Origin of the sequence: Paraburkholderia sp. JPY465 (assembly GCF_050436725.1) — a bacterium.
Taxonomy (GTDB): domain Bacteria; phylum Pseudomonadota; class Gammaproteobacteria; order Burkholderiales; family Burkholderiaceae; genus Paraburkholderia; species Paraburkholderia youngii.
In genome coordinates this window covers 2,871,017-2,892,073 of record NZ_JBNDMT010000003.1, presented here as the reverse complement: position 1 = coordinate 2,892,073, position 21,057 = coordinate 2,871,017, and the positions used below count along the sequence as shown (strand labels likewise).

Below are 21,057 nucleotides of genomic sequence, written 5' to 3'. Positions count from 1 at the left end.
TTTTGGGCGACAGGCGGCGCGGCGAGGCTCCGCGCGCACTCAGCTCGCCGCCAGCTCCGCCTTCGGCGAGAACGAATCGCTTTGCGCGATCGGCCAGTACTTCTCGAACAGCGTATAGCGAAAGTTGCCGTTCAGCAGGTCGTTCGGTTCGAGATACTTGAGCAGCTCCGACATCAGCCGCACCTCATGCGACGACACGCGCCGCACGATGTGATGCGCGCGCAGTTCCGCCGGATGCCGAAGCCCGGCGGCCTGGATGATCTCCTGCAACGCGTGAAGCGTGTTGTGGTGGAAGTTGAACACGCGATCGGCCTTGTCCGGCACTACCAGCGCGCGCTGGCGCACCGGGTCCTGAGTCGCGACGCCGGTTGGGCAACGGCCGGTATGGCAGGTCTGCGCCTGGATGCAGCCGACCGCGAACATGAAGCCGCGCGCCGCGTTGACCCAGTCGGCGCCGATTGCGAGCGTCTTGGCGATATCGAACGCGGTGATCATCTTGCCGCTCGCGCCGATGCGGATGCGCTGCCGCAAACCGATGCCGACCAGCGTGTTGTGCACGAGCAGCAGACCTTCCTGCAACGGCACGCCGACGTGATCGGTGAATTCGAGCGGCGCCGCGCCGGTGCCGCCTTCCGCGCCGTCCACGACGATGAAGTCCGGCAGGATGCCGGTTTCCAGCATCGCCTTCGCGATCCCGAAGAATTCCCACGGATGCCCGATGCACAGCTTGAAGCCGGTCGGCTTGCCGCCCGACAGCGTGCGCAGCCGTTCGACGAATTCGAGCAGCTCGCGCGGCGTCGAGAACTCGGAGTGCGTCGCGGGCGAGATGCAGTCGCGGCCCATCGGTACGCCGCGCGTCTCGGCGATTTCGGGCGTGATCTTCGCGGCCGGCAGCACGCCGCCGTGACCCGGCTTCGCGCCTTGCGACAGCTTCACCTCGATCATCTTCACCTGCGGCTCGGCGGCCTGCTTCGCGAACTTCTCGGCGTTGAAGGTGCCGTCGTCGTTACGACATCCAAAATAACCGGACGCGATTTCCCAGATGATGTCGCCACCATGTTCGCGATGATATTTGGACATCGAGCCTTCGCCGGTGTCGTGAGCGAAGTTGCCTTTCTTCGCGCCGAGGTTCAGCGCCATGATCGCGTTGGCCGACAACGAGCCGAAGCTCATCGCCGATACGTTGAAGATCGACATCGAATACGGCTGCGCGCGATCGGGACCGACGACGATGCGAAAGTCGTGACCGTCGAGCCTGGTCGGCGCGAGCGAGTGGCTGATCCATTCGTGCGCGACCGCCTTCACGTCGAGCTCGGTGCCGTACGGGCGGCTATCCACATCGTTCTTCGCGCGCTGGTAGACGATGCTGCGTTGCGCGCGCGAGAACGGCTTTTCGTCGGTGTCGTCTTCGACGAAATACTGGCGGATCTCCGGCCGGATGAATTCGAAAATGAAACGCAGGTGGCCCCACAGCGGGTAGTTGCGCAGGATCGCGTGGCGCTGTTGCGTCAGGTCGAACACGCCGAGCGCGACGAGCGCGGCCGGCACGATGATCCAGAACCACGACAGGCGATGCGTCGTGGCGAGCGCGGCACATACCGCGGCGAGCGCGATTGCGCACCACATGGCCAGATAGCGTCGAGAAAACATGGGGACTCCAGTGCGGTGAAGATCATTGCGGCGGGATCGTCCGCGCGAGGGGCGCGTGCGGTATCCGCCGCGAAGGAAAACTGGCGGCTGCGGGTCACGGCGCGGCGTGGACCGGCGAAGCCCGAAGATGAGTCCTGCGAATGGAAGCCGAGCGTCGTACGCGAAGGTGAAGCGGGTGTGACCGCGCCAGGTGGGGAAAACAGGATGAACGGCGCGCGCGTGTCGGAGTGGCGTGACCCGCCGCGCGCGCCGCTACGCATCGCTCAACGCGCGCCGAGCAGCGCCGCTTTTTGCCGCGGGGCTTGCGGCTCGTCCTGCGATGCGCGGTGCGGCTGCTTCGGCTTATGCGCCTGCTTGCGACGCTGCGCGCGAGTTTGCTTCGGCGCCTGATCCAGCGGCAGCTCGGCCGGTTGTCCGGTCATCGCGTGTTCGATGATGCCGCCGCCGAGGCACACGTCGCCGTCGTACAGCACCGCCGATTGTCCCGGCGTGACGGCCCATTGCGCGGCGTCGAAGGTCAGCTCGAACAGGCCATCGCCCGAACCGCCTGCCGCCGCGGCGTTGAACGTGCACGCCGCATCGGCCTGCCGGTAGCGCGTCTTCGCGCCGCACGCGAAGCCGTCGGCCGGCGGCTCGCCCGCGACCCAGCTCGTGTTGCCCGCCGACAGCGTATGGCACAGCAGCCACGGATGATCGTGCCCCTGCGCGACGTACAGCGTATTGGTCGGAATATCCTTGCCCGCGGCGAACCACGGCTCGCCGCTGCCGTCCTTGCTGCCGCCGAGACCGATGCCCTTGCGCTGGCCGAACGTGTAGAACGCGAGGCCGATGTGCTCGCCGACGATCTTGCCGTCGGTCGTCTTCATCGGACCTGGCTTGGTCGGCAGGTAGCGGTTCAGGAAGTCGCGGAACGGCCGCTCGCCGATAAAGCAGATGCCGGTCGAATCCTTCTTCTTCGCGTTCGGCAAGCCGATCTGCGCAGCGATCTCGCGCACTTTGGTCTTGGGAATTTCGCCGAGCGGGAACAGCGTCTTCGACAACTGCGCCTGGTTCAGCCGATGCAGGAAGTACGACTGGTCTTTCGTATGATCGAGCGCCTTCAGCAGCTCGAAGCGGCCGTCGCGCTCGTGGTTCTGGCGCACGCGCGCATAGTGGCCGGTCGCGATGGTTTGCGCGCCGAGCGACATCGCGTGATCGAGAAAGGCCTTGAACTTGATTTCGGCGTTGCACAGCACGTCCGGGTTCGGCGTGCGGCCGGCCGAATATTCGCGCAGGAACTCGGCGAACACGCGGTCTTTATATTCGGCCGCGAAGTTGACCGCCTCGACGTCGATGCCGATCAGGTCCGCGACCGACACCACGTCGATCCAGTCCTGGCGCGTCGAACAGTATTCGCTGTCGTCGTCGTCTTCCCAGTTCTTCATGAACAGGCCGACCACGTCGTAGCCCTGTTCCTTCAGCAGCCACGCGGTAACCGACGAATCGACGCCGCCCGACATGCCTACTACGACTTTACGCTTGCTCATAAGGTACTCACTGGGTGCTGCATGACTGCATGGATCTTGTGGGGGCCGCTCGTGACGGCCTTATCGCTTCGGCCCGACCGAATGGGTATGGACGAAGTCGAGCGGGAAACGCCGGCCGGCCAGGTAATCGTCGATGCACTGCATCACGAGCGGCGTGCGATGCCGCTCGGGGCACTCGCGCAATTCATCGGCGCTCATCCACAGCGTGCGGACGATGTCGGGATCGAGCGAACTCGCCGGGTCCGGCTCGCCGCCCGCGCCGCAATAGGTGAAGCGCAGGTACGTGGTGCCCGCGCGGTCCGGCCGCTCGAAGTGGGTCATGTACATGCCGACGAGCGCTTCGGGCGCGAACGGATGGGCGGTTTCCTCGAACGTTTCGCGGACCACCGCTTCCAGCAGCGATTCGCCCGCCTCGAGATGGCCGGCGGGCTGGTTCAGGCGCAGGCCGGCGGCCGTGTGTTCCTCAACCAGCAGGAAGCGCCCGTCACGCTCGACGATCGCCGCGACGGTCACGTGCGGCAGCCAGGTTTCCGGTTTCATGGGTGCGCATTTTACCGGTTATGCGCGCCGGCTGCCGGGTGCCGCACCGACCCCTGCCGGGCAATGGCCGGCGCAAGCTCCCGGCCGGTTCGCGGCGGGTTCGCAGCACGTTCGCGACCGAATCGCAACAGTTTGGCGGTCTGCCGCGCATTCGCATCGACCCCGATATTGGCGGCGTGACGGTTTCGGTTAAAGTGGGGCCTGCGTTAGCCGTTGCATGTGCAAGCCGGCGAGCCTCGTCGGCAGATCTGTCGTCAAACAGGAAGTCGAGGAGGAACAACGATGCACATCGGAGTGCCAGCCGAAACGCGCGCGCATGAAACCCGCGTTGCCGCGACGCCCGAAACGGTCAAGAAATACGTGGCGCAAGGCCACCGGGTCACGCTTCAAAGCGGCGCCGGCGCCGGCGCGAGCTTTCCCGATGACGCCTATACGGCCGTGGGCGCGGAGATCGTCGACGCCGCCACCGCGTTCGGCGCAGATCTCGTCCTCAAAGTCCAATCCCCCACCGACTCCGAACTGCCGCTGCTCAAACGCGGCGCGACGCTCGTCGGCATGCTCGACCCGTTCAACGCCGAGAATGCGGGCAAACTCGCCGCGGCGGGCGTCACCGCATTCGCGCTCGAAGCCGCGCCGCGCACCACGCGCGCGCAGAGCCTCGACGTGCTGTCATCGCAGGCGAATATCGCCGGCTACAAGGCGGTGCTGCTCGCGGCGACGCTGTATCCGCGCTTCATGCCGATGCTGATGACCGCGGCCGGCACCGTGAAGGCCGCGCGCGTGCTGATTCTCGGCGCGGGCGTGGCCGGTCTGCAGGCGATCGCCACCGCGAAGCGCCTCGGCGCGGTGCTGGAGGCGTCCGACGTGCGCCCGGCCGTCAAGGAGCAGATCGAATCGCTCGGCGCAAAATTTCTCGACGTGCCCTACGAAACCGACGAGGAGCGCGACGCTGCGCAAGGCGTCGGCGGCTATGCGCGGCCGATGCCGCCGTCGTGGCTCGCGCGCCAGTCGGCGCTCGTGCACGAGCGCGCGAAGCAGGCGGACGTGATCATCTCCACCGCGCTGATTCCGGGCCGCCCCGCGCCGACGCTGCTGTCGGTCGAAACCGTGCAGGCGATGAAACCGGGCTCGGTGCTCGTCGACCTCGCGGCCGGCCGCGGCCCCGAAGTCGACGGCCGGCGCGGCGGCAATTGTCCGCTGACCGAAACGGACCAGGTGGTGGTGCGCTATGGCGTGCAGATCGTCGGCTATACGAATCTCGCCGCGATGGTGCCCGCCGACGCATCGTCGCTATACGCGCGCAACCTGCTCGACTTCCTGAAGCTGATCGTCACGAAGGAAGGCGTGCTGAATATCGATCTCGCGGACGACATCGTCGCGGCCACGCTGCTGGCCCGCGATGGCCAGGTCACACGCAAAGCATAGGGAGACCGAAGATGGAAGTCCTCAATCACACGGTGATCAACCTGATCATCTTCGTGCTGGCGATCTACGTCGGCTATCACGTGGTCTGGAACGTCACGCCCGCGCTGCATACGCCGCTGATGGCGGTGACCAATGCAATTTCGGCGATCGTGATCGTCGGCGCGATGCTCGCGGCGGGTCTCACGGTGGGCAGTGCGGGCAAGTTCTTCGGCACGATCGCGGTGGCGCTCGCGGCCGTCAACGTGTTCGGCGGCTTTCTCGTCACGCGGCGAATGCTGGAGATGTTCAAGAAAAAAGAGCCGAAGAAGCTTCCGGCTGGCGGCAAGGAGGGTGCGTAAATGAGCCTGAACGTCGTCACGTTGCTGTATCTGGTCGCGTCGGTCTGCTTCATCCAGGCGCTCAAGGGGCTGTCGAATCCGAAGAGCGCGCGGGCTGGCAATACCTTCGGCATGGTCGGCATGGCGATCGCGATTCTGACCACCATCGCGCTGATCTCGCGGCAGGCCGAGGTACTCGGCTCCAATCTCGGTCTCGGGCTCGGCCTGCTGCTGTTCGGGCTCGTGATCGGCGGCGCGATCGGCGCGTTCGTCGCCGCGCGCGTCGAGATGACCAAGATGCCCGAGCTGGTCGCGGCGATGCACTCGCTGATCGGTCTCGCGGCCGTGTGCATTGCGTACGGGGTCGTGTCGGAGCCGGCCGCGTTCGGGCTCGTCGATCCCGAGGTGCCGATCGAGGGCTTCCTGCCGTACGGCAACCGCATCGAGCTGTTCATCGGCACCTTCGTCGGCGCGATCACTTTTAGCGGCTCGGTGATCGCGTTCGGCAAGCTGTCGGGCAAGTACAAGTTCCGGCTGTTTCAGGGCGCGCCGGTCGTCTACGGCGGCCAGCATCTGATCAACCTGATGCTGGCGCTCGCGATGCTCGGCTTCGGCGTGCTGTTCTTCCTCACGCAGTCGTGGCTGCCGTTCATCATCATGACGATCATCGCGTTTGTGCTCGGCGTGTTGATCATCATTCCGATCGGCGGCGCAGACATGCCGGTGGTCGTGTCGATGCTGAACTCGTACTCGGGCTGGGCGGCGGCGGGCATCGGCTTCTCGCTGAACAATCCGATGCTGATCATCGCCGGCTCGCTGGTCGGGTCGTCGGGTGCGATCCTGTCGTACATCATGTGCCGCGCGATGAACCGCTCGTTCTTCAACGTGATCCTCGGCGGCTTCGGCAACGAGCCGGGCGCGGCCGCGGGCGGCGCGGCGGAGCAGCGTCCGGTGAAATCGGGTTCGGCCGATGACGCGTCGTTCATGATGGGCAACGCCGAAACCGTCGTGATCGTGCCGGGCTATGGGCTGGCCGTGGCGCGCGCGCAGCATGCGTTAAAAGAGTTGACCGACAAGCTGGTCGAGAAGGGCATCGAGGTGAAGTACGCGATCCACCCGGTGGCCGGCCGCATGCCGGGGCACATGAACGTGCTGCTCGCCGAGGCCGAAGTGCCGTACGACATGGTCTACGAGATGGAGGACATCAACGGCGAGTTCGGCCAGGTCGACGTGGTGCTGGTGCTCGGCGCGAACGACGTGGTGAATCCGGCCGCGAAGAACGATCCGAAGTCGCCGATCGCGGGCATGCCGATCATCGAGGCGTACAAGGCGCGCACCGTGATCGTCAACAAGCGCTCGATGGCGGCGGGCTACGCCGGGCTCGACAACGATCTCTTCTACATGGACAAGACGATGATGGTGTTCGGCGACGCGAAGAAGGTGATCGAGGACATGGTGAAGGCGGTCGACTGATGCGGTCGCTGTGAACCGGTGTTGGGATCGCGGTGCATCACCGCGATCCCTTTTATCTTTTCGGCCTCGCGTTCAGATACCGCAGTAAATCCGCGAGCCGCCTGCCGTCCTGATCCGGATACGTCTCGAGCACCGTGAGATCGCGCATCTTCTCGAGCCCGAAGTTGCGGAAATCGCTGCGCAGCTCGCACCATGCACCGAGCGTCCAGCGCGCGCCCCAGTACGCGAGCGCAAGCGGCCAGACGCGGCGCTCGGTGTCGGCGCCGTTCGCGTCCGTGTACGCGAAGCGCACCACCTGGCGCGTATCGATCGCGCGATGCAGCGTGTCGAGCTGCGCGGAAAAATCACTCTTGATGTGAAACGACGGCGCGAAGATCGCGAGCCGTTCGAGCGCCGCGCGCTTGTCGGCGGGCATCGCCGATGCGATTTTGGCTAGCGCGCCGCGCGCGCCGCTCGCGAAGCCCGCGCCGCCCCACGATTCGAGCATGCGCGCGCCGGCGGCGAGCGCGGCGAGTTCGTCGGCGGTGAAGGTCAGCGGCGGCAGACTCGCCGAGCGCGACAGCCGATAGCCGATGCCCGCTTCGCCTTCGATCGGCACCCCCGACAACTGCAGATCGTGCACGTCGCGATAGACCGTGCGCAGCGAGATGTTCAGCCAGTCGGCCAGTTGCTTCGCGGTGGTCAAGCGGCGGCCGCGCAGCAGCTCGGCGATCTGGAACAGGCGGTCGGCGCGGCGCGTCATCGTGGGCGTCGGGTAGAGGAGGAGGGGGACGGTCCCGCGATGATAGCGCCGCATGGCGGCCTTCGGTTGGGGCGCGGTGGCTGCGGATGCGCCTAGCCGTTGGTGCGCGAATGCAGCCCGACGCGGTTGCCTTCGGTGTCGGTGAAGAACGCGATATAGCCGATGTCCTGCGGCAGCTTGATCACCGGGCCGTCGGTCTTGCCGCCTGCCCGTTCGATGCGCTCGAGCGCGGCGTCGACGGTGGGCTGCGCGTTCAGGTAGACGGTGACGCCGTCGGCGGCGGGCGTCATCGACGGACTATGGACGATCGCGCCGCCGGTCGCGGGCTCCTCGTAGCTGAACACGGCGATCGGCTGGCCGCCGATCTCCTGGCGATTCAGCGGGGCGTCGAGAGCGGCTTCGTAGAAGCGCACCGCGCGATCGAAATCGACGGACGGGATTTCGAACCAGGCAACCACTTTGGGCAATGCGGACATGACACTCTCCTTCGGTTGGCAGTAGGCCGTTCAAGCGCCGGATGGCGTGAGAAGGAGTGTGCGGGGGTGCTGCTGACAGCGTGGTGGCAGTAGGGTGGGGAACGGGTAGCCTGCTCTTCGAGCGCGCTTTCGAAGGAAGGGAAACAGCGCGACGTGGCGCAATAAAAAACCGCGGCACGAGATCCGCGGTTTTGATGTCGACTTGCCCGACCGGCGTAGCGTCAATCGGCCTGCGTATCGCCCTGCGGACGCTGCCGCACGCTGCCCGCGATCAGATCGAAGCGGAACAGCCGGCATTCGAGCGCGCCGTTGAAGAGCGGCGTCTTCGTCGATTCGCGCAGCCGCAGCTGCCCCGGCAGCTTGCGATCCGACGTCAGGATGAACGCGTGCCATCCGGCAAAGCGCTGCTTCAACGCATTGCCGAGCAACTGGAAAAACTCGCTGTCCGGCGCTTCTTCCTGAATGCGGCGGAAGCCGTCGTCGTCGCGATTGCCGCGGCCTTCGCGAAGCTCGCCGCGCGCATTGCGGCCGCGCACTTCGATCCGCTCGCCATACGGCGGATTCGCGACAAGGATGCCCGGCGCCGAGGTAGGCGGCGTCATGTCGCGCGCGTCGAGCTGCTTGAGCGCAATGGCCGGCAGCCCCGCGCGCTCAAAGTTCGCGCGTGCTTTTTCGAGCATGTCGCCGGAGATGTCGCTGCCGAAGATCTGCAGATCGGCGCCGCGCGAGCCGCGCGCCGCGTTCTTCGCTTCGAGCGCGGCGCCCCGCAGCGTTTGCCAGGTCCGCGTATCGAACTGGATGAACTTTTCGAAGCCGAAGCGTCGCTGCACGCCCGGCGCGATGTCCAGCGCGACCTGCGCCGCTTCCGCGAGAAACGTGCCGCTGCCGCACATCGGATCGTAGAGCGGCGTGCCCGCCTGCCAACCGGACAGACGCAGAATGCCCGCCGCAAGGTTCTCGCGCAGCGGCGCAGCGCCCTTGTCGAGACGCCAGCCGCGCTTGAACAGCGGATCGCCGGACGTGTCGAGGTACAGCGTGCAGTCGGTCGCGGTCAGGAACGCGAACACGCGCACGTCGGGCATCGCGGTATCGATGCTCGGCCGCGCGCCGCTTTTTTCGCGCAGACGATCGCAGATCGCGTCCTTCACGCGCAGCGTCGTGAACTCGAGACTGCGCAGCGGCGACTTGATCGCGGTGACGTCGACGCGCAGCGTCTCGTGCGCGGAGAACCACTGCTCCCAGCGCTGCTCGAGCGCGAGCGCGTAGATGTCCTGCTCGCTGCGATAGGGCCGCTGGGCGATTTTCAGCAGCACGCGGCTCGCCAGACGCGAGTGCAGATTGGCCGCCATGCCGGCGGCCCAGCCGCCGCGGAAATGCACGCCGCCCGGCACCTGCGCACCGGCCGTGAACGGGGCGCCGTTCAGATGTTTGGCGGCAATTTCGGCGAGTTCGGCCGCGAGCGGAGCTTCGAGCCCGCGCGGGCAAGGAAGGAAGAAATCGAAGGACATTGAGGTTGCCGCAAGGCGTTGGATAAGGCGCTATTGTACGCGGTCGGGGTCGGCGGGCCGGCGCGATTGGCGCGCCGGGACGTCGTTTGCGTCGTTTGTCGTTGCTTGATCGCGCCTCGTGTACCGCCGGGGCCGGCGACGCCAGCAGGCATGCGGACGCCGTTAAGCTCGCCGCGCCGCTGGGCCTATCAGGCGCCGGCTCCCGCGGCGGTTCCCGCCGAAGGGCAGGGCGGCACGGCCGGCGCCGCAGCCGGCCTGGACGAAGCCGAACTCCGGCCGGTCGTGTTCGTGGTAGCGACGGCTGCTGCCGCCATCGCGCGCACGCCCGTCGCGATCTGCGTCGACACTTCCGCGAGCGCACGCCGATGTCCGTCGACGAGCGAGTCGTAGCCGCCTCCGACCGTCTCGCTGACCACGCTGCGACACGTCATCACCGCATTGCTGCGCACGGCCCGCACGCTCCACACCGCATCGATCAACGCATGCGAGCCGGGCCACGACTCGAAGCGCTGCACGTTCATCGCGATCCGGTAGACGGCCGCGTCGTCGGGGTGCGCGGTGCCGTACGTATCGATGGTGCCGAGCTGCTGCGTCAGGTTGGTCGACAGCGCGCGGCGGATTTCATCACCGGGCAGCGACGCCCAGCGCTCCTGTTCGAGCAGTTGCACCTGAGTCGGCCCGGTCTGCACGACCAGCTGGTTTCTCGCCACCTGCGGCGGCACGTTGACCGGCGCGACTTCGATCAGCCACGCGGGCGCGGCGGCCGTGCGCGCGGCGGCGGCTGCGCTGTCCGCGCCACCCAGCGTATAGAAACGGCTCGACGGCGACGAGCACGCCGCGATCGCGAGCGCCGCGGCCAGTGCGGCGCCATACACGACGCCGCGCACGGCACCGCGCACGAGCGCGCGCCGCGGACGAGGGAGCCGGGCAAACATCATGGTTTATCTCCTGATTTACCGCGCAACAACGATTCGGGATGACGCTCGAGGTAATCCGACAGCGCATTCAGCGACTGCAACGTGCGCGTCAGTTCCTGCAACGCCTGATGAACGTCGGACTGCATCGGCGAATCCTGCTGCAAGGTTGCCTGGGCCGAATTGAAGGTCTGCTTCGCGGCGCTCAGCGTGTCGCGCGCCTGCGGCACGACTTCCTTGTCGAGACGCGAGAACAGCTGATCGGCGTTCTTCAGCGCGGTGTTCAGGTTCGCGCCGATCTGGTCGAACGGCACCTTGTCGAGCTTCTTCGCGATGTCGGCGACCTGCAGCTGCAATTCGTCGAGCGTGTTCGGAATGGTCGGCAGCTCGAGCGGATCCTTCGTGACGTCGACCTTCGCCGGCGCCGCTTTCGGGAAGATATCGAGCGCCACGTACAGCTGGCTCGTGATCAGGTTGCCGGTGCGCAACTGGCCGCGCAGACCATGCTTGACGAGCTCCTGCAGCAGGTTCTCGCCGGCGAGCGAGCCCGGCTGCGGCGCGCTCTCGCGGAAGCGCTTGCCGAGGCGATCGGGGTACACGTTCAGCGTGACCGGCATCGTGAAGCTCCGCGTCGTCGGATCGTAGTCGATACCGATATTGGTCACCTGGCCGAGCACGATGCCGCGGAAGTCGACCGGCGCGCCGATCGACAGCCCGCGCAGCGACTGGTTGAAGTTCATCACTACACGCAACGGGACGCCGTCCGGTTCCCGCATCGCGTCCGCTTCGTCCGAAGCGAGGCGGAATGTCTGGTTGTTCGGCGCCTGCGGGCCCATGTTCTGGCCGGGCGGCGACTGGAACGACAGACCGCCGACGATCACCGTCGCGAGCGACTGCGTGTTCAGCTTGAAGCCGCTCGAATCGAGCCGCAGATCGACGCCGCTCGCATGCCACCAGCGCGTGTTGGTGCCGACGTACTGGTCGAACGGCGCCGACACGAACACCTGCATCGTCACGCCGGTGCCGCTCTTGTCGAGCGAGAAGCCGACCACCTGGCCGACCTGCACGCGCCGGTAGAAGATCGGCGAGCCGATGTCGATCGAGCCGAGCGACTCGCCGTGCAGCGTGTACTGGCGGCCTTTCTGGTCGCCGGTGATGGGCGGCGGCGTTTCGAGGCCGACGAAGTTGCTCTCGCTGTCGCTCGAGCGGCCCGCGTCGGCGCCGATGTACGCGCCCGACAGCAGCGTGGTCAGGCCCGATACGCCGCTCGCGCCGACGCGCGGACGCACCACCCAGAAACGCGAGTCCTTGACCGCGAACTTGCCGCCTTCCTTGGTGAGCTGCACCTGCACGAGCACGTGCGACAGATCCGGCGACAGCGTGATGGTCTTCACTGAACCGATGGCGACGTCCTTGTACTTGACCTGGGTCTTGCCCGGCTCGAGCCCTTCCGCGCTGATGAAGCTGATCGTGATCACGGGCCCGCGCTCGGTCACCGACCTGACCACGAGCGCGATGCCGATCAGCGCGGCAATCAGCGGAATCACCCAGACGAGCGACGGCAGCCAGCGGCTGCGTGGTTCGATGTCGGGGTCGGGCAGTTGGGGCGGCAGTTTTGGTCCGTTCGAATCGTTGCGCGGCGCGTCACCTGAAGCGGGCGTCGGTCCTTGCGGGCTAGTCATGGTCGAGATCCTGAGGTGTTGGGGTACTGCTTTCCACGGGGTCCCAGATGAGGCGTGGATCGAATTGCATGGAGGCCAGCATCGTCAGGATCACAACCGAGCCGAACGCGATCGCGCCGGGCCCGGCCGTGATCACGGCCAGCGATTTGAAACGCACGAGCGCCACGGTGAGCGTGACGACGAACACGTCGAGCATCGACCAGCGGCCGATGCGCTCGACCATCCGGTACAGCGTCGTGCGCTGTTGCGGACGCCAGCGCGAGCGGCGCTGCGCGGTGATGGTCAGCAGCACGAGCACCGAGAGCTTCAGCATCGGCACCATGATGCTGGCGATGAACACGATCACCGCGAGCGGCCAGTCGCCCGAGGTCCAGAAATAGACGACGCCGCTCATGATGGTGTCGTCCTCGGAGCCGAGCAGCGATGACGTATGCATCACCGGCAGCAGATTCGCCGGAATATACAGCAGCGCCGCGGCGATCAGCAGCGCCCACGTGCGCATCAGGCTGTCGGGGTTGCGCGAGTGCAGATGCGCGCCGCAGCGGCTGCAGTGCTGCGGCGTGATCGAGCGGATGCGCGGTTCGACGCGCCCGCACGCGTGACAGGACACGAGGCCCGCGCGTTTCGCGGTGACGTATTTCATCGCGGGCTCATCCTTCGCGCGGCGCGGGCGGCAAGCCGGGCGGAGGAGCGCTGCCGGCGGCACCGTCAGCGCTGCCACCCGTCGAGCCCGCGACGTGCGCGGACGGCGCCGGCGGACCGGCGAGCGAGCCGAGCGCGAGCGCCGCGCTGTCGGCCGACGTGCGCGGCAACGGCCGATCGCCGCTCGCGTCGATCTCGTCGGCGACATCCCACAGCACCCGCGGATCGAACGTCACGACGACCGCGAACATCAGTGTCAGCGCGCCGAACGCGAACAGCGCCGCCTCGGGGATCACGCGCGCGAGACTCACCATCTTCACGATCGTGATCAGCACGCCAAGCATGAACACTTCGATCATGCCCCACGGCCGCACGAACTGGATCGCGCGCAGCACGCGATGGAAATGCGGAGGCACATAGCCGGAGCGCAGCGGCACCAGCACGTACAGCAGGGCGACGAGTTCGGTGAGCGGAAAGAGGATCGTCGAGCAGAACACCATCACGGCGACGATCTCCATGTCCTCGCCCCACAGCGCGACGAGCGCGCCGAACAGCGTGGTCTGTGAGGTGATGCCGTTGGTTTCCAGTTCGACGATCGGAAAGCCCTGCGCGATCACGAACGTGATCAGCGCGGCGAGCGTCAGTGCGCAGATCGCGTCGAGCTTGCGCGATACGCCGCGAAAGAGCGTCGCGCGGCAGCGCGGACAACGCGCGGCGACGCGCCCGACAAGCCGTGGCTTGCGGAACAGCGTATCGCATTCATGGCATGCGATCAGGTTGTCATGTTCCATGCGGCAGATGGGCTAACGGCGTAGTGGCGGCGTGCAAGGCCTGCTCTTTACGAGGGAAGGGGCGGCAGCGAGCAGCAATAGTACCAAACGCGGCCTTGCGACCGACGCGAAGCGCGCGCGGCGCGCTCCGGCGTGCTGCGCTGCAAAATTCGGGCCCGTTTCGCCGACGCGCTGCAGCCAGCTTTGCGCGCTTGGGGTAGCATGGCGCCCGTGGTACCCCCCGGCCGCCTTTTCTGGTGATGATGCCGGCCGCATCGGCCGAATCGGCCGCCGCGGGCGCGCGCGCCGTGCTGGTCCGCAGCAGTGATCGCGGAATAGCCGGCCGCGGCGCGCCGTTAACTTCTAACAGCCTGCGTTGATCTGTCATGACACTCAATCCATCGTTCGGTACCCGGGAGTCGTACACGCGGACCGCCATCGCGTTTCACTGGCTGATCGCATTGCTGATCGTCTGCGGCTTTGCACTCGGCTGGGTGATGACCGACATTCCCGGTTTCACGCCCACCAAGCTGCGCTATTTCTCGTGGCACAAATGGATCGGCGTGACCGTGTTCGCGCTCGCGATCGTGCGCATCCTGTGGCGCGCGACCCATGCCGGACCGCCGATGCCGCGCCGCATGCCGACCTGGCAGCGCGCCGCCGCGCATCTGACGCATCTGTTGCTGTACGCGCTGATGATCGTGATTCCCGTGTCCGGCTATCTGTATAGCTCGGCCGCGAACGTGCCGGTCGTCTATCTCGGGCTGATTCCGCTGCCGCGAATCATCGCGCCCGACCCGCACCTGAAAGAACTGCTGAAGACCCTGCATATCGCGTTGAATTACACGCTGCTCGTGCTGGTCGCGCTGCACGTCGCGGCGGCGCTCAAGCATCAATGGCTCGATCGCGACGGCCTGCTGTCGCGCATGATCCCCTTCCTCAAATAAGGACAACCATGAAGGTTTCGTTTTATCGCTACATGCTCGCCGCATTCGCGGCGGCGTCGCTGAGCGCCGCGGGCGCGGCGCTCGCGCAGGTCGACGTCGCGAAGAGCTCGGTAACGGCCACCTCGAAGCAGATGAACGTGCCGGTCGAAGGCAAGTTCAACAAGTTCACCGCGCAGGTCAGCTTCGATCCGGCCAAGCCGACGGCCGGCAGCGCGCAGATCGATATCGACGTCGCCAGTTACGATCTCGGCGACGAGAGCTACAACGAGCAGGTGCGCGGCAAGGAATGGTTCGACGCGAAGACTTTTCCGCGCGCGACGTTCGTGTCGAGCGCGATCGCGCCGGCCGGCGGCAATCAGTTCAAGGTGACCGGCAAGCTGACCATCAAGGGCAAGTCTGAGACGGTCGTCGTGCCGGTCACGGTGAGCCAGCAGGGCGCGACGCAGACCTTCGACGGCGCGCTGCCGATCAAGCGTTCGCAGTTCGACGTCGGCACCGGCGAATGGAAGGACACGTCGGTCGTCGCCGACGAGGTCGTGATCAGGTTTCATATCGTCGCCGCGCACAAGTAACGCGCGCGGCGTTCGCGATGTGCGCCGCGCCACGTGGGGCGCGGCCGTTTTCCCACCGCAGGTTGCACCGCGATTTTCAACGCAAAACAGGAGCACGAATTGAAAACGTCCATGTTGATCGCTGTTGGCGCGCTGGCTTCGTCGCTGTCGCTCGGCGCCTTCGCCGCCGATACCTATATGCTTGATCCGATGCATACGTTTCCGAGCTTCGAGGCCGACCACTTCGGCGGTCTGTCGATCTGGCGCGGCAAATTCACGAAGACTACGGGCACGGTCACGCTCGATCGCGCGGCGAAGACCGGCACTCTCGAGGTCAGCGTCGATCCCGCTTCGGTGCAGACCGGCAACCCCAAGCTCGACGATCATCTGAAATCTGGCGAGTTCTTCGACGTCGCGAAGTATCCGACCGTGACCTACAAGGGCACCGAGATCAAGTTCGACGGCGACAAGCCGGTCGAGGTGATCGGCAATCTGACGATTCGCGGCATCACGAAGCCGGTGAATCTGAAGGTCGATTCATTCAAGTGCATGCAGCATCCGGTGCTCAAACGCGAAGTGTGCGGCGTCGAGGCGAGCACCGAATTCAATCGCGCCGATTACGGCATGGACTTCGGCGCGAAGTACGGCTTCAGCATGCAGACGCGCTTGCATATCCAGTCGGAAGGCATCAAGCAGCAGTAAGCGCGAGCCGCTGTCGCGATTCGATTCGCGCTGCATCGCAACACGAAAACCGCTTCGGTCGTTCTCCGACGAAGCGGTTTTTTATCGCCGGTAGCGAACCACACGGCCATGCATGGCGCGCATTGACCCGCATCGGGCATTTGTCGCTCGCTTCACTTTTATTTTTTCAGTTAAATAGAGCGCACGAGTCATGCCGGGGGTGCGCGTTGCCGGGATGGCCAACGCGGACGTCACGCGTTGTTTCGAATAAATATTTCGCGCAGCACAGGAGATCTGGATGAATGCAACGACAGCAGCAAGCGTCGCGGGAAGCCGGCAGAATTCGTGGCGCGCGGTGGCGGCCGCCTCGATCGGCAACGCGCTCGAATGGTTCGACCTCGTGGTCTACGGCTTTTTCGCCGTGACCATCTCCAAACTGTTTTTTCCGGCCGGCAACGACACCGTGTCGCTGCTGCTGACGCTCGGCACCTTCGGCGTGTCGTTTTTCATGCGGCCGCTCGGCGCAATCGTGATCGGCGCGTACTCGGACCGCGCCGGGCGCAAGGCGGCGCTTACGCTTTCGATTCTGCTGATGATGAGCGGCACGCTGATCATCGCGATTCTGCCGACCTATCAGAGCATCGGTCTCGCCGCGCCGCTGATCCTCGTGCTCGCGCGGCTGATGCAAGGTTTCTCGGCCGGCGGCGAGTTCGGCAGCGCAACCGCGTTTCTCGCCGAGCACGTGCCGGGACGGCGCGGCTTCTACGCGAGTTGGCAGATGGCGAGCCAGGGCCTGACGACGCTGCTCGCGGCCGGTTTCGGCGCGTTGCTGACCGGCGGGTTGTCGCCCGAGCAGATGACGTCGTGGGGCTGGCGCGTGCCGTTCTTTTTCGGTCTGCTGATCGGACCGGTCGCGTTCTACATCCGCGCGAGGCTCGACGAGACGCCCGAATTCCTCGCCGCCGAAACGACGCAGACGCCGCTGCGCGACACGTTCGCAACGCAGAAACTGCGACTGGTGATCGCCATGGGCGTGGTGATCCTCGGAACGGTGTCCTCCTATCTGATGCTGTTCATGCCGACTTATGGCGTGCGGCAACTGGGGCTCGCGCCGTCGGTCGCGTTCGCGGCGATCGCGGTGACGGGTCTGATCCAGATGGTGTTCTCGCCGGTGGCCGGGCATTGGTCGGATCTGCATGGACGCACGCGCATCATGCTGGGCGCGGCCGTGCTGCTGTTCGTGCTCGTCTATCCGGCGTTCGCGTTCCTGATCGCGCATCCGAGCTTCGGCACGCTGATCGTGTGGCAGATCGTGTTCGGCCTTCTCGTCAGCGGCTACTTCGGCGCGACGCCGGGCCTGCTGTCGGAGATCTTCCCGGTGCAGACGCGCACGACCGGCATGTCGCTCGCGTATAACATCGCGGTGACGATTTTCGGCGGCTTCGGGCCGTTCATCATCGCGTGGTTGATCAGCGTGACCGGATCGAAGGCAGCGCCGAGCTACTACATGATGTTCGCCGCGCTGCTGAGCATCGCGGCGCTGATTGGCGCGCGACGCAAGCTGGGGTTCCGCTAGGTTCGAGTCGGTAGCGGCCGCGCACGGCGTAAACGCAAAAGGCCGGTTCGACAGAACCGGCCTTTTTTATTCGCGCAATCCTCAGCGACTACGCACGCATCAAACCTGCGCGCCCGCGTTCGGATCCTCCGGATTGTGGCTTTCTTTCTTTTCCTTGATCAGGTCTTCGCGCTTGACGCCGAACCACATCGCGAGCGCCGCGGCGACGAACACCGACGAGTAGATACCGAACAGAATACCGACCGTCAGCGCGAGCGCGAAGTAGTGCAGCGTCGGCCCGCCGAACAGGAACATCGACAGCACCATCATCTGCGTACAGCCGTGCGTGATGATGGTACGCGACATCGTGCTGGTGATTGCGTGGTTGATCACTTCCATCACGCTCATCTTGCGTTCGCGGCGGAAGGTTTCGCGAATCCGGTCGAAGATGACCACCGACTCGTTGACCGAATAGCCGAGCACCGCGAGAACCGCGGCCAGCACCGACAGCGAGAACTCCCACTGGAAGAACGCGAAGAAGCCGAGAATGATCACGACGTCGTGCAAGTTCGCGATCACGCCGGCGACCGCGTACTTCCATTCGAAGCGGAACGACAGATAGATGACGATACCGATCACCACACACGCGAGCGCGAGCAGACCGTCGGTGGCGAGTTCCTTGCCGACCTGGGGACCGACGAACTCGACGCGCTGCAACTGCACCTCGGGCGTATCGGCCTTCAGCGCGCTCATCACCTGCTCGCTCTGCTGTGCGGACGTGAGGCCCGGCTTCAGCGGCAGACGGATCAGCACGTCGCGCGCGGTGCCGAAGTTCTGCACCTGCGCGTCGGCATAGCCGAGCTTGCCGAGCGTGGCACGCACCGGGTCGAGCGGCACCGCGCCCGGATACTGAACCTCGATCACCGTACCGCCGGTGAATTCCACCGACAGATGCAGCCCGCGATGCACGAGGAAGAACACGGCAGCGAGAAAAGTGATCAGCGAGACCGCGTTGAAAATCAACGCGCGCTGCATGAACGGAATGTCTTTGCGGAAACGGAAAAATTCCATGGTCTTGTTCTCCGGGACTCAGCGGGATGAACCCGGTTTCTGCGGCGTCGAGCTATTCGACGTCGGCGTGCCCGGCGCATTGCGGCGGCGCACGGTCGGCTTCGTGCGACCCTGCGCGCCGGCTGCAGCCGGTGCCTTCGAGCTTGCCTTCGCGCTCGCCTTCGCCGTAGCGATGGCCTGCGCGGTGTCGGTCGCGGCGTCGCTGCTGCCGAGGCCGCCGGCATAAGCAGCGGAGCCGGCGGCTGCCGCTTGCGGACGCCAAACCTGGCCGATCGACAGCGACTTCAGCTTCTTCTTGCCGCCGTACCAGAAGTTGACGAGGCCGCGCGAGAAGAACACCGCCGAGAACATCGACGTCAGAATGCCGATACAGTGGACGATCGCGAAACCGCGCACCGGACCCGAGCCGAACGCGAGCAGAGCGAGGCCGGCGATCAGCGTGGTCACGTTCGAGTCGAGAATCGTCGCCCATGCGTGCGCGTAGCCGTTCTGGATGGCCAGTTGCGGCGGCGCGCCGTTGCGCAGCTCTTCGCGTACGCGCTCGTTGATCAGCACGTTCGCGTCGATCGCCATACCGAGCGCCAGCGCGATAGCGGCGATACCCGGCAGCGTGAGCGTGGCCTGCAGCATCGACAGCACCGCGACCAGCAGCAGCAGGTTCACGGACAGGCCGATCATCGAGATCACGCCGAACAGCATGTAGTACGCAATCATGAACACGGCGATCGCCGCGAAGCCCCATACGACCGAGTGGAAGCCCTTCTTGATGTTGTCGGCGCCGAGGCTCGGGCCGATCGTGCGTTCCTCGATGATTTCCATCGGCGCGGCGAGCGAACCGGCGCGCAGCAGCAGCGCGAGGTCGGCGGCCGCTTGCGGGGTCGGCTGGCCGGTGATCTGGAAGCGGTCGCCCAGTTCCGACTGGATGGTCGCGACCGTCAGCACTTCGCCCTTGCCGCGCTCGAACAGCACCATCGCCATCGGCTTGCCGATGTTGTCGCGCGACACCGCGCGCACCGCGCGGCCGCCGGCCGAGTCGAGACGGATGTTGACCGACGGACGCTGATGTTCGTCGAAGCCCGCCGATGCGTCGATGATGCGGTCGCCGGTGAAGATCACCTGCTTGCGCAGCAGCACCGGCGCCTGGTTGCCTTGCGTGAAGAGTTCGTCGCCCGGCGGCACCGGGTCGTTCGGGTTCGGATGCGTGTTGACCGGGTCGGCGAGGCGCGCTTCGAGCGTCGCCGTGCGGCCGATGATGTCCTTCGCCTTCGCGGTGTCCTGCACGCCCGGCAGCTCGACCACGATGCGGTCCGCGCCCTGTTGCTGGATCACCGGCTCGGCCACGCCGAGTTCGTTCACGCGGTTATGCAGCGTCGTGATGTTCTGCTTGAGCGCGGCGTCCTGCACCGCGCGCTGCACGGCCGGCGTGAAAGTGCCGACCAGCTGCACGCCGCCGTCCGCGCCGGTGTTCGGCTGCGAGGTCCATTGGAGTTCGCTGACGCCGCGGCCCAGCAGCTTGAGGGCCGCGTCCGCCGTGGCCTGATCGGCCAGATTCACCACCACCGACTGGTTCACGCGATTCACGCCGCCGTCGCGGACGTTGTTGTCGCGCAGCAGCGTGCGCACGTCCGAGGCGTCCGAATCGAGCTTCTTGTTCAGTGCGCCGGCCATGTCGACCTGCAGCAGGAAGTGCACGCCGCCGCGCAGGTCCAGACCGAGGTACATCGGCAGTGCGCGCAGCGCGGTCATCCAGGTGGGCGACGCGCTTTGCAGGTTCAGTGCGACGATGTATTGCGGATCGTTCGGATCGCTATTGAGCGTCTTTTGCAGCAGGTCTTTCACGCGCAGCTGCGTGTCCGTGTCCGTCAGGCGCACGCGGATGTTCGCGTTGTTCTGCGAGTTGTCGAACGTGACCGCGGTCGGCTTGATCTGATTGCCCGCGAGCGCGGCTTCGACCGACGCCAGCGTGGTGGCGTCGAGCCTGACCGTGGCCTTGCCGCTCGACACCTGCACCGCCGGCGCTTCGCCGTACAGATTGGGCAGCGTGTACACGAGGCCGATGACCAGAGCCACCAGCATCACGGCGTATTTCCAGAGGGGGTAGCGATTCATGAGTGGTCCAACGGGAAGGTTGGCTTGGATGCGATGCGTCCGGCGATTAGCGCGGGCCGTTCAGCGAAGTGCCTGAACCGCCGGCGAGGCCGCGCCGGACGCGAGGAGTGCAGGCCTTACAGCGACTTGATCGTGCCCTTCGGGAGAATTGTCGTGACCGACGCCTTCTGCACGGTAATTTCCGTGCCTTCCGAGATTTCGATGCCGACGTAGGCTTCGCCCACCTTCGTCACCTTGCCGACGATACCGCCGTTCGTCACGACTTCATCGCCCTTGGCCATCGCTGCGAGCATGTTGCGATGTTCCTTCTGACGCTTCATTTGCGGGCGAATCATGATGAAGTACAGCACGCCGAACATCAGGATCAGCGGCAGGAAGCTCATCAGGTTCGATTCGACACCACCTGCTGCAGCGCCTTGGGCGAAGGCATTGGAAATGAACGACACGTTGGTCTCTCCGTTATTGGTCAAACAAACGA

General features: G+C 65.6%; 20 protein-coding genes. 7 read left to right on the top strand and 13 right to left on the bottom strand.

Annotated features, from left to right (window positions below):
• Positions 1-39: 39 nt before the first annotated feature.
• The 3 genes from QFZ94_RS27975 to QFZ94_RS27965 all read right to left on the bottom strand — a co-directional run bounded on the left by QFZ94_RS27975 (position 40) and on the right by QFZ94_RS27965 (position 3,716).
• Positions 40-1,650, bottom strand: coding sequence for an FMN-binding glutamate synthase family protein (locus QFZ94_RS27975; RefSeq protein ID WP_368584508.1), 1,611 nt, complete (start codon positions 1,648-1,650; stop codon positions 40-42).
• A 263-nt stretch (positions 1,651-1,913) separates the two neighbouring features.
• A complete protein-coding gene (gene mnmA / locus QFZ94_RS27970; protein ID WP_429460896.1) occupies positions 1,914-3,176 on the bottom strand; it encodes a tRNA 2-thiouridine(34) synthase MnmA in 1,263 nt (420 codons plus the stop codon).
• A 60-nt stretch (positions 3,177-3,236) separates the two neighbouring features.
• Positions 3,237-3,716: an NUDIX hydrolase gene (locus QFZ94_RS27965; RefSeq protein ID WP_368584510.1), complete on the bottom strand. Its 480-nt coding sequence runs from the start codon at positions 3,714-3,716 to the stop codon at positions 3,237-3,239.
• Positions 3,717-3,998: 282 nt separating this feature from the next.
• Between QFZ94_RS27965 and QFZ94_RS27960 the strand changes: the two genes are divergently transcribed.
• The 3 genes from QFZ94_RS27960 to QFZ94_RS27950 are packed head-to-tail and all read left to right on the top strand — an operon-like array spanning position 3,999 to position 6,931.
• Entirely contained in the window at positions 3,999-5,141 is a 1,143-nt protein-coding gene (locus QFZ94_RS27960) for a Re/Si-specific NAD(P)(+) transhydrogenase subunit alpha (RefSeq protein ID WP_429460893.1), read from the top strand.
• Between the two features lie 11 nt (positions 5,142-5,152).
• Entirely contained in the window at positions 5,153-5,479 is a 327-nt protein-coding gene (locus QFZ94_RS27955; RefSeq protein WP_176379007.1) for an NAD(P) transhydrogenase subunit alpha, read from the top strand.
• The gene (locus QFZ94_RS27950; RefSeq protein ID WP_429460891.1) at positions 5,480-6,931 is read left to right on the top strand and encodes an NAD(P)(+) transhydrogenase (Re/Si-specific) subunit beta; all 1,452 of its coding nucleotides are present in this window, start codon (positions 5,480-5,482) and stop codon (positions 6,929-6,931) included. It abuts the gene before it with no gap.
• A gap of 52 nt (positions 6,932-6,983) precedes the next feature.
• On the opposite strand, the gene QFZ94_RS27945 is transcribed toward QFZ94_RS27950, so the two are convergent.
• The 7 genes from QFZ94_RS27945 to QFZ94_RS27915 all read right to left on the bottom strand — a co-directional run bounded on the left by QFZ94_RS27945 (position 6,984) and on the right by QFZ94_RS27915 (position 13,686).
• Positions 6,984-7,727 carry a helix-turn-helix transcriptional regulator gene (locus QFZ94_RS27945; RefSeq protein WP_429460889.1) on the bottom strand — a complete coding sequence of 248 codons (744 nt, stop codon included), beginning with the start codon at positions 7,725-7,727 and terminating at the stop codon, positions 6,984-6,986.
• Positions 7,728-7,765: 38 nt separating this feature from the next.
• On the bottom strand, positions 7,766-8,149 hold the full coding sequence (locus tag QFZ94_RS27940; RefSeq protein WP_368587607.1) for a VOC family protein: 384 nt from the start codon (positions 8,147-8,149) through the stop codon (positions 7,766-7,768).
• Positions 8,150-8,370: 221 nt separating this feature from the next.
• On the bottom strand, positions 8,371-9,657 hold the full coding sequence (locus QFZ94_RS27935) for a THUMP domain-containing class I SAM-dependent RNA methyltransferase (RefSeq protein ID WP_429460886.1): 1,287 nt from the start codon (positions 9,655-9,657) through the stop codon (positions 8,371-8,373).
• A gap of 188 nt (positions 9,658-9,845) precedes the next feature.
• On the bottom strand, positions 9,846-10,595 hold the full coding sequence (locus QFZ94_RS27930) for a PqiC family protein (RefSeq protein WP_368587609.1): 750 nt from the start codon (positions 10,593-10,595) through the stop codon (positions 9,846-9,848).
• The gene (locus QFZ94_RS27925; protein WP_429460884.1) at positions 10,592-12,253 is read right to left on the bottom strand and encodes an intermembrane transport protein PqiB; all 1,662 of its coding nucleotides are present in this window, start codon (positions 12,251-12,253) and stop codon (positions 10,592-10,594) included. The genes QFZ94_RS27930 and QFZ94_RS27925 overlap by 4 nt, the downstream gene beginning before the upstream one ends.
• Positions 12,246-12,896 (bottom strand): paraquat-inducible protein A, encoded by a 651-nt coding sequence (locus QFZ94_RS27920; RefSeq protein ID WP_368594701.1) that lies wholly within the window; start codon positions 12,894-12,896, stop codon positions 12,246-12,248. The genes QFZ94_RS27925 and QFZ94_RS27920 overlap by 8 nt, the downstream gene beginning before the upstream one ends.
• Before the next feature lie 7 nt (positions 12,897-12,903).
• Entirely contained in the window at positions 12,904-13,686 is a 783-nt protein-coding gene (locus QFZ94_RS27915; RefSeq protein WP_368587612.1) for a paraquat-inducible protein A, read from the bottom strand.
• 365 nt (positions 13,687-14,051) lie between these two features.
• Between QFZ94_RS27915 and QFZ94_RS27910 the strand changes: the two genes are divergently transcribed.
• The 4 genes from QFZ94_RS27910 (at position 14,052) to QFZ94_RS27895 (ending at position 17,420) form a co-directional block, all read left to right on the top strand.
• On the top strand, positions 14,052-14,612 hold the full coding sequence (locus tag QFZ94_RS27910; RefSeq protein WP_368587613.1) for a cytochrome b: 561 nt from the start codon (positions 14,052-14,054) through the stop codon (positions 14,610-14,612).
• Between the two features lie 8 nt (positions 14,613-14,620).
• Positions 14,621-15,184 (top strand): YceI family protein, encoded by a 564-nt coding sequence (locus QFZ94_RS27905; protein ID WP_429460881.1) that lies wholly within the window; start codon positions 14,621-14,623, stop codon positions 15,182-15,184.
• A gap of 111 nt (positions 15,185-15,295) precedes the next feature.
• On the top strand, positions 15,296-15,865 hold the full coding sequence (locus QFZ94_RS27900) for a YceI family protein (protein ID WP_368587615.1): 570 nt from the start codon (positions 15,296-15,298) through the stop codon (positions 15,863-15,865).
• A 277-nt stretch (positions 15,866-16,142) separates the two neighbouring features.
• Positions 16,143-17,420, top strand: coding sequence for an MFS transporter (locus QFZ94_RS27895; RefSeq protein ID WP_429460879.1), 1,278 nt, complete (start codon positions 16,143-16,145; stop codon positions 17,418-17,420).
• 99 nt (positions 17,421-17,519) lie between these two features.
• Here QFZ94_RS27895 and secF read toward each other — a convergent pair whose 3' ends face one another.
• The 3 genes from secF to yajC all read right to left on the bottom strand — a co-directional run bounded on the left by secF (position 17,520) and on the right by yajC (position 21,025).
• Positions 17,520-18,470: a protein translocase subunit SecF gene (gene secF / locus QFZ94_RS27890; protein ID WP_368587617.1), complete on the bottom strand. Its 951-nt coding sequence runs from the start codon at positions 18,468-18,470 to the stop codon at positions 17,520-17,522.
• A gap of 18 nt (positions 18,471-18,488) precedes the next feature.
• A complete protein-coding gene (gene secD / locus QFZ94_RS27885; RefSeq protein ID WP_429460876.1) occupies positions 18,489-20,579 on the bottom strand; it encodes a protein translocase subunit SecD in 2,091 nt (696 codons plus the stop codon).
• Positions 20,580-20,695: 116 nt separating this feature from the next.
• Positions 20,696-21,025: a preprotein translocase subunit YajC gene (gene yajC / locus QFZ94_RS27880; RefSeq protein ID WP_176109522.1), complete on the bottom strand. Its 330-nt coding sequence runs from the start codon at positions 21,023-21,025 to the stop codon at positions 20,696-20,698.
• Positions 21,026-21,057 lie beyond the last annotated feature (32 nt).

What these genes read in the sequence shown, in the direction of transcription:
- QFZ94_RS27930 (WP_368587609.1), bottom strand. Translation starts at nt 10,595, where the DNA reads ATGATGTTTGCCCGGCTCCCTCGTCCGCGGCGCGCGCTCGTGCGCGGT.
- QFZ94_RS27910 (WP_368587613.1), top strand. Translation starts at nt 14,052, where the DNA reads ATGACACTCAATCCATCGTTCGGTACCCGGGAGTCGTACACGCGGACC.
- mnmA (WP_429460896.1), bottom strand. Translation starts at nt 3,176, where the DNA reads ATGAGCAAGCGTAAAGTCGTAGTAGGCATGTCGGGCGGCGTCGATTCG.
- QFZ94_RS27895 (WP_429460879.1), top strand. Translation starts at nt 16,143, where the DNA reads ATGAATGCAACGACAGCAGCAAGCGTCGCGGGAAGCCGGCAGAATTCG.
- QFZ94_RS27900 (WP_368587615.1), top strand. Translation starts at nt 15,296, where the DNA reads ATGTTGATCGCTGTTGGCGCGCTGGCTTCGTCGCTGTCGCTCGGCGCC.
- secF (WP_368587617.1), bottom strand. Translation starts at nt 18,470, where the DNA reads ATGGAATTTTTCCGTTTCCGCAAAGACATTCCGTTCATGCAGCGCGCG.
- secD (WP_429460876.1), bottom strand. Translation starts at nt 20,579, where the DNA reads ATGAATCGCTACCCCCTCTGGAAATACGCCGTGATGCTGGTGGCTCTG.
- QFZ94_RS27935 (WP_429460886.1), bottom strand. Translation starts at nt 9,657, where the DNA reads ATGTCCTTCGATTTCTTCCTTCCTTGCCCGCGCGGGCTCGAAGCTCCG.
- QFZ94_RS27940 (WP_368587607.1), bottom strand. Translation starts at nt 8,149, where the DNA reads ATGTCCGCATTGCCCAAAGTGGTTGCCTGGTTCGAAATCCCGTCCGTC.
- QFZ94_RS27965 (WP_368584510.1), bottom strand. Translation starts at nt 3,716, where the DNA reads ATGAAACCGGAAACCTGGCTGCCGCACGTGACCGTCGCGGCGATCGTC.
- QFZ94_RS27955 (WP_176379007.1), top strand. Translation starts at nt 5,153, where the DNA reads ATGGAAGTCCTCAATCACACGGTGATCAACCTGATCATCTTCGTGCTG.
- QFZ94_RS27945 (WP_429460889.1), bottom strand. Translation starts at nt 7,727, where the DNA reads ATGCGGCGCTATCATCGCGGGACCGTCCCCCTCCTCCTCTACCCGACG.
- QFZ94_RS27915 (WP_368587612.1), bottom strand. Translation starts at nt 13,686, where the DNA reads ATGGAACATGACAACCTGATCGCATGCCATGAATGCGATACGCTGTTC.
- QFZ94_RS27905 (WP_429460881.1), top strand. Translation starts at nt 14,621, where the DNA reads ATGAAGGTTTCGTTTTATCGCTACATGCTCGCCGCATTCGCGGCGGCG.
- QFZ94_RS27960 (WP_429460893.1), top strand. Translation starts at nt 3,999, where the DNA reads ATGCACATCGGAGTGCCAGCCGAAACGCGCGCGCATGAAACCCGCGTT.
- QFZ94_RS27975 (WP_368584508.1), bottom strand. Translation starts at nt 1,650, where the DNA reads ATGTTTTCTCGACGCTATCTGGCCATGTGGTGCGCAATCGCGCTCGCC.
- QFZ94_RS27920 (WP_368594701.1), bottom strand. Translation starts at nt 12,896, where the DNA reads ATGAAATACGTCACCGCGAAACGCGCGGGCCTCGTGTCCTGTCACGCG.
- QFZ94_RS27950 (WP_429460891.1), top strand. Translation starts at nt 5,480, where the DNA reads ATGAGCCTGAACGTCGTCACGTTGCTGTATCTGGTCGCGTCGGTCTGC.
- QFZ94_RS27925 (WP_429460884.1), bottom strand. Translation starts at nt 12,253, where the DNA reads ATGACTAGCCCGCAAGGACCGACGCCCGCTTCAGGTGACGCGCCGCGC.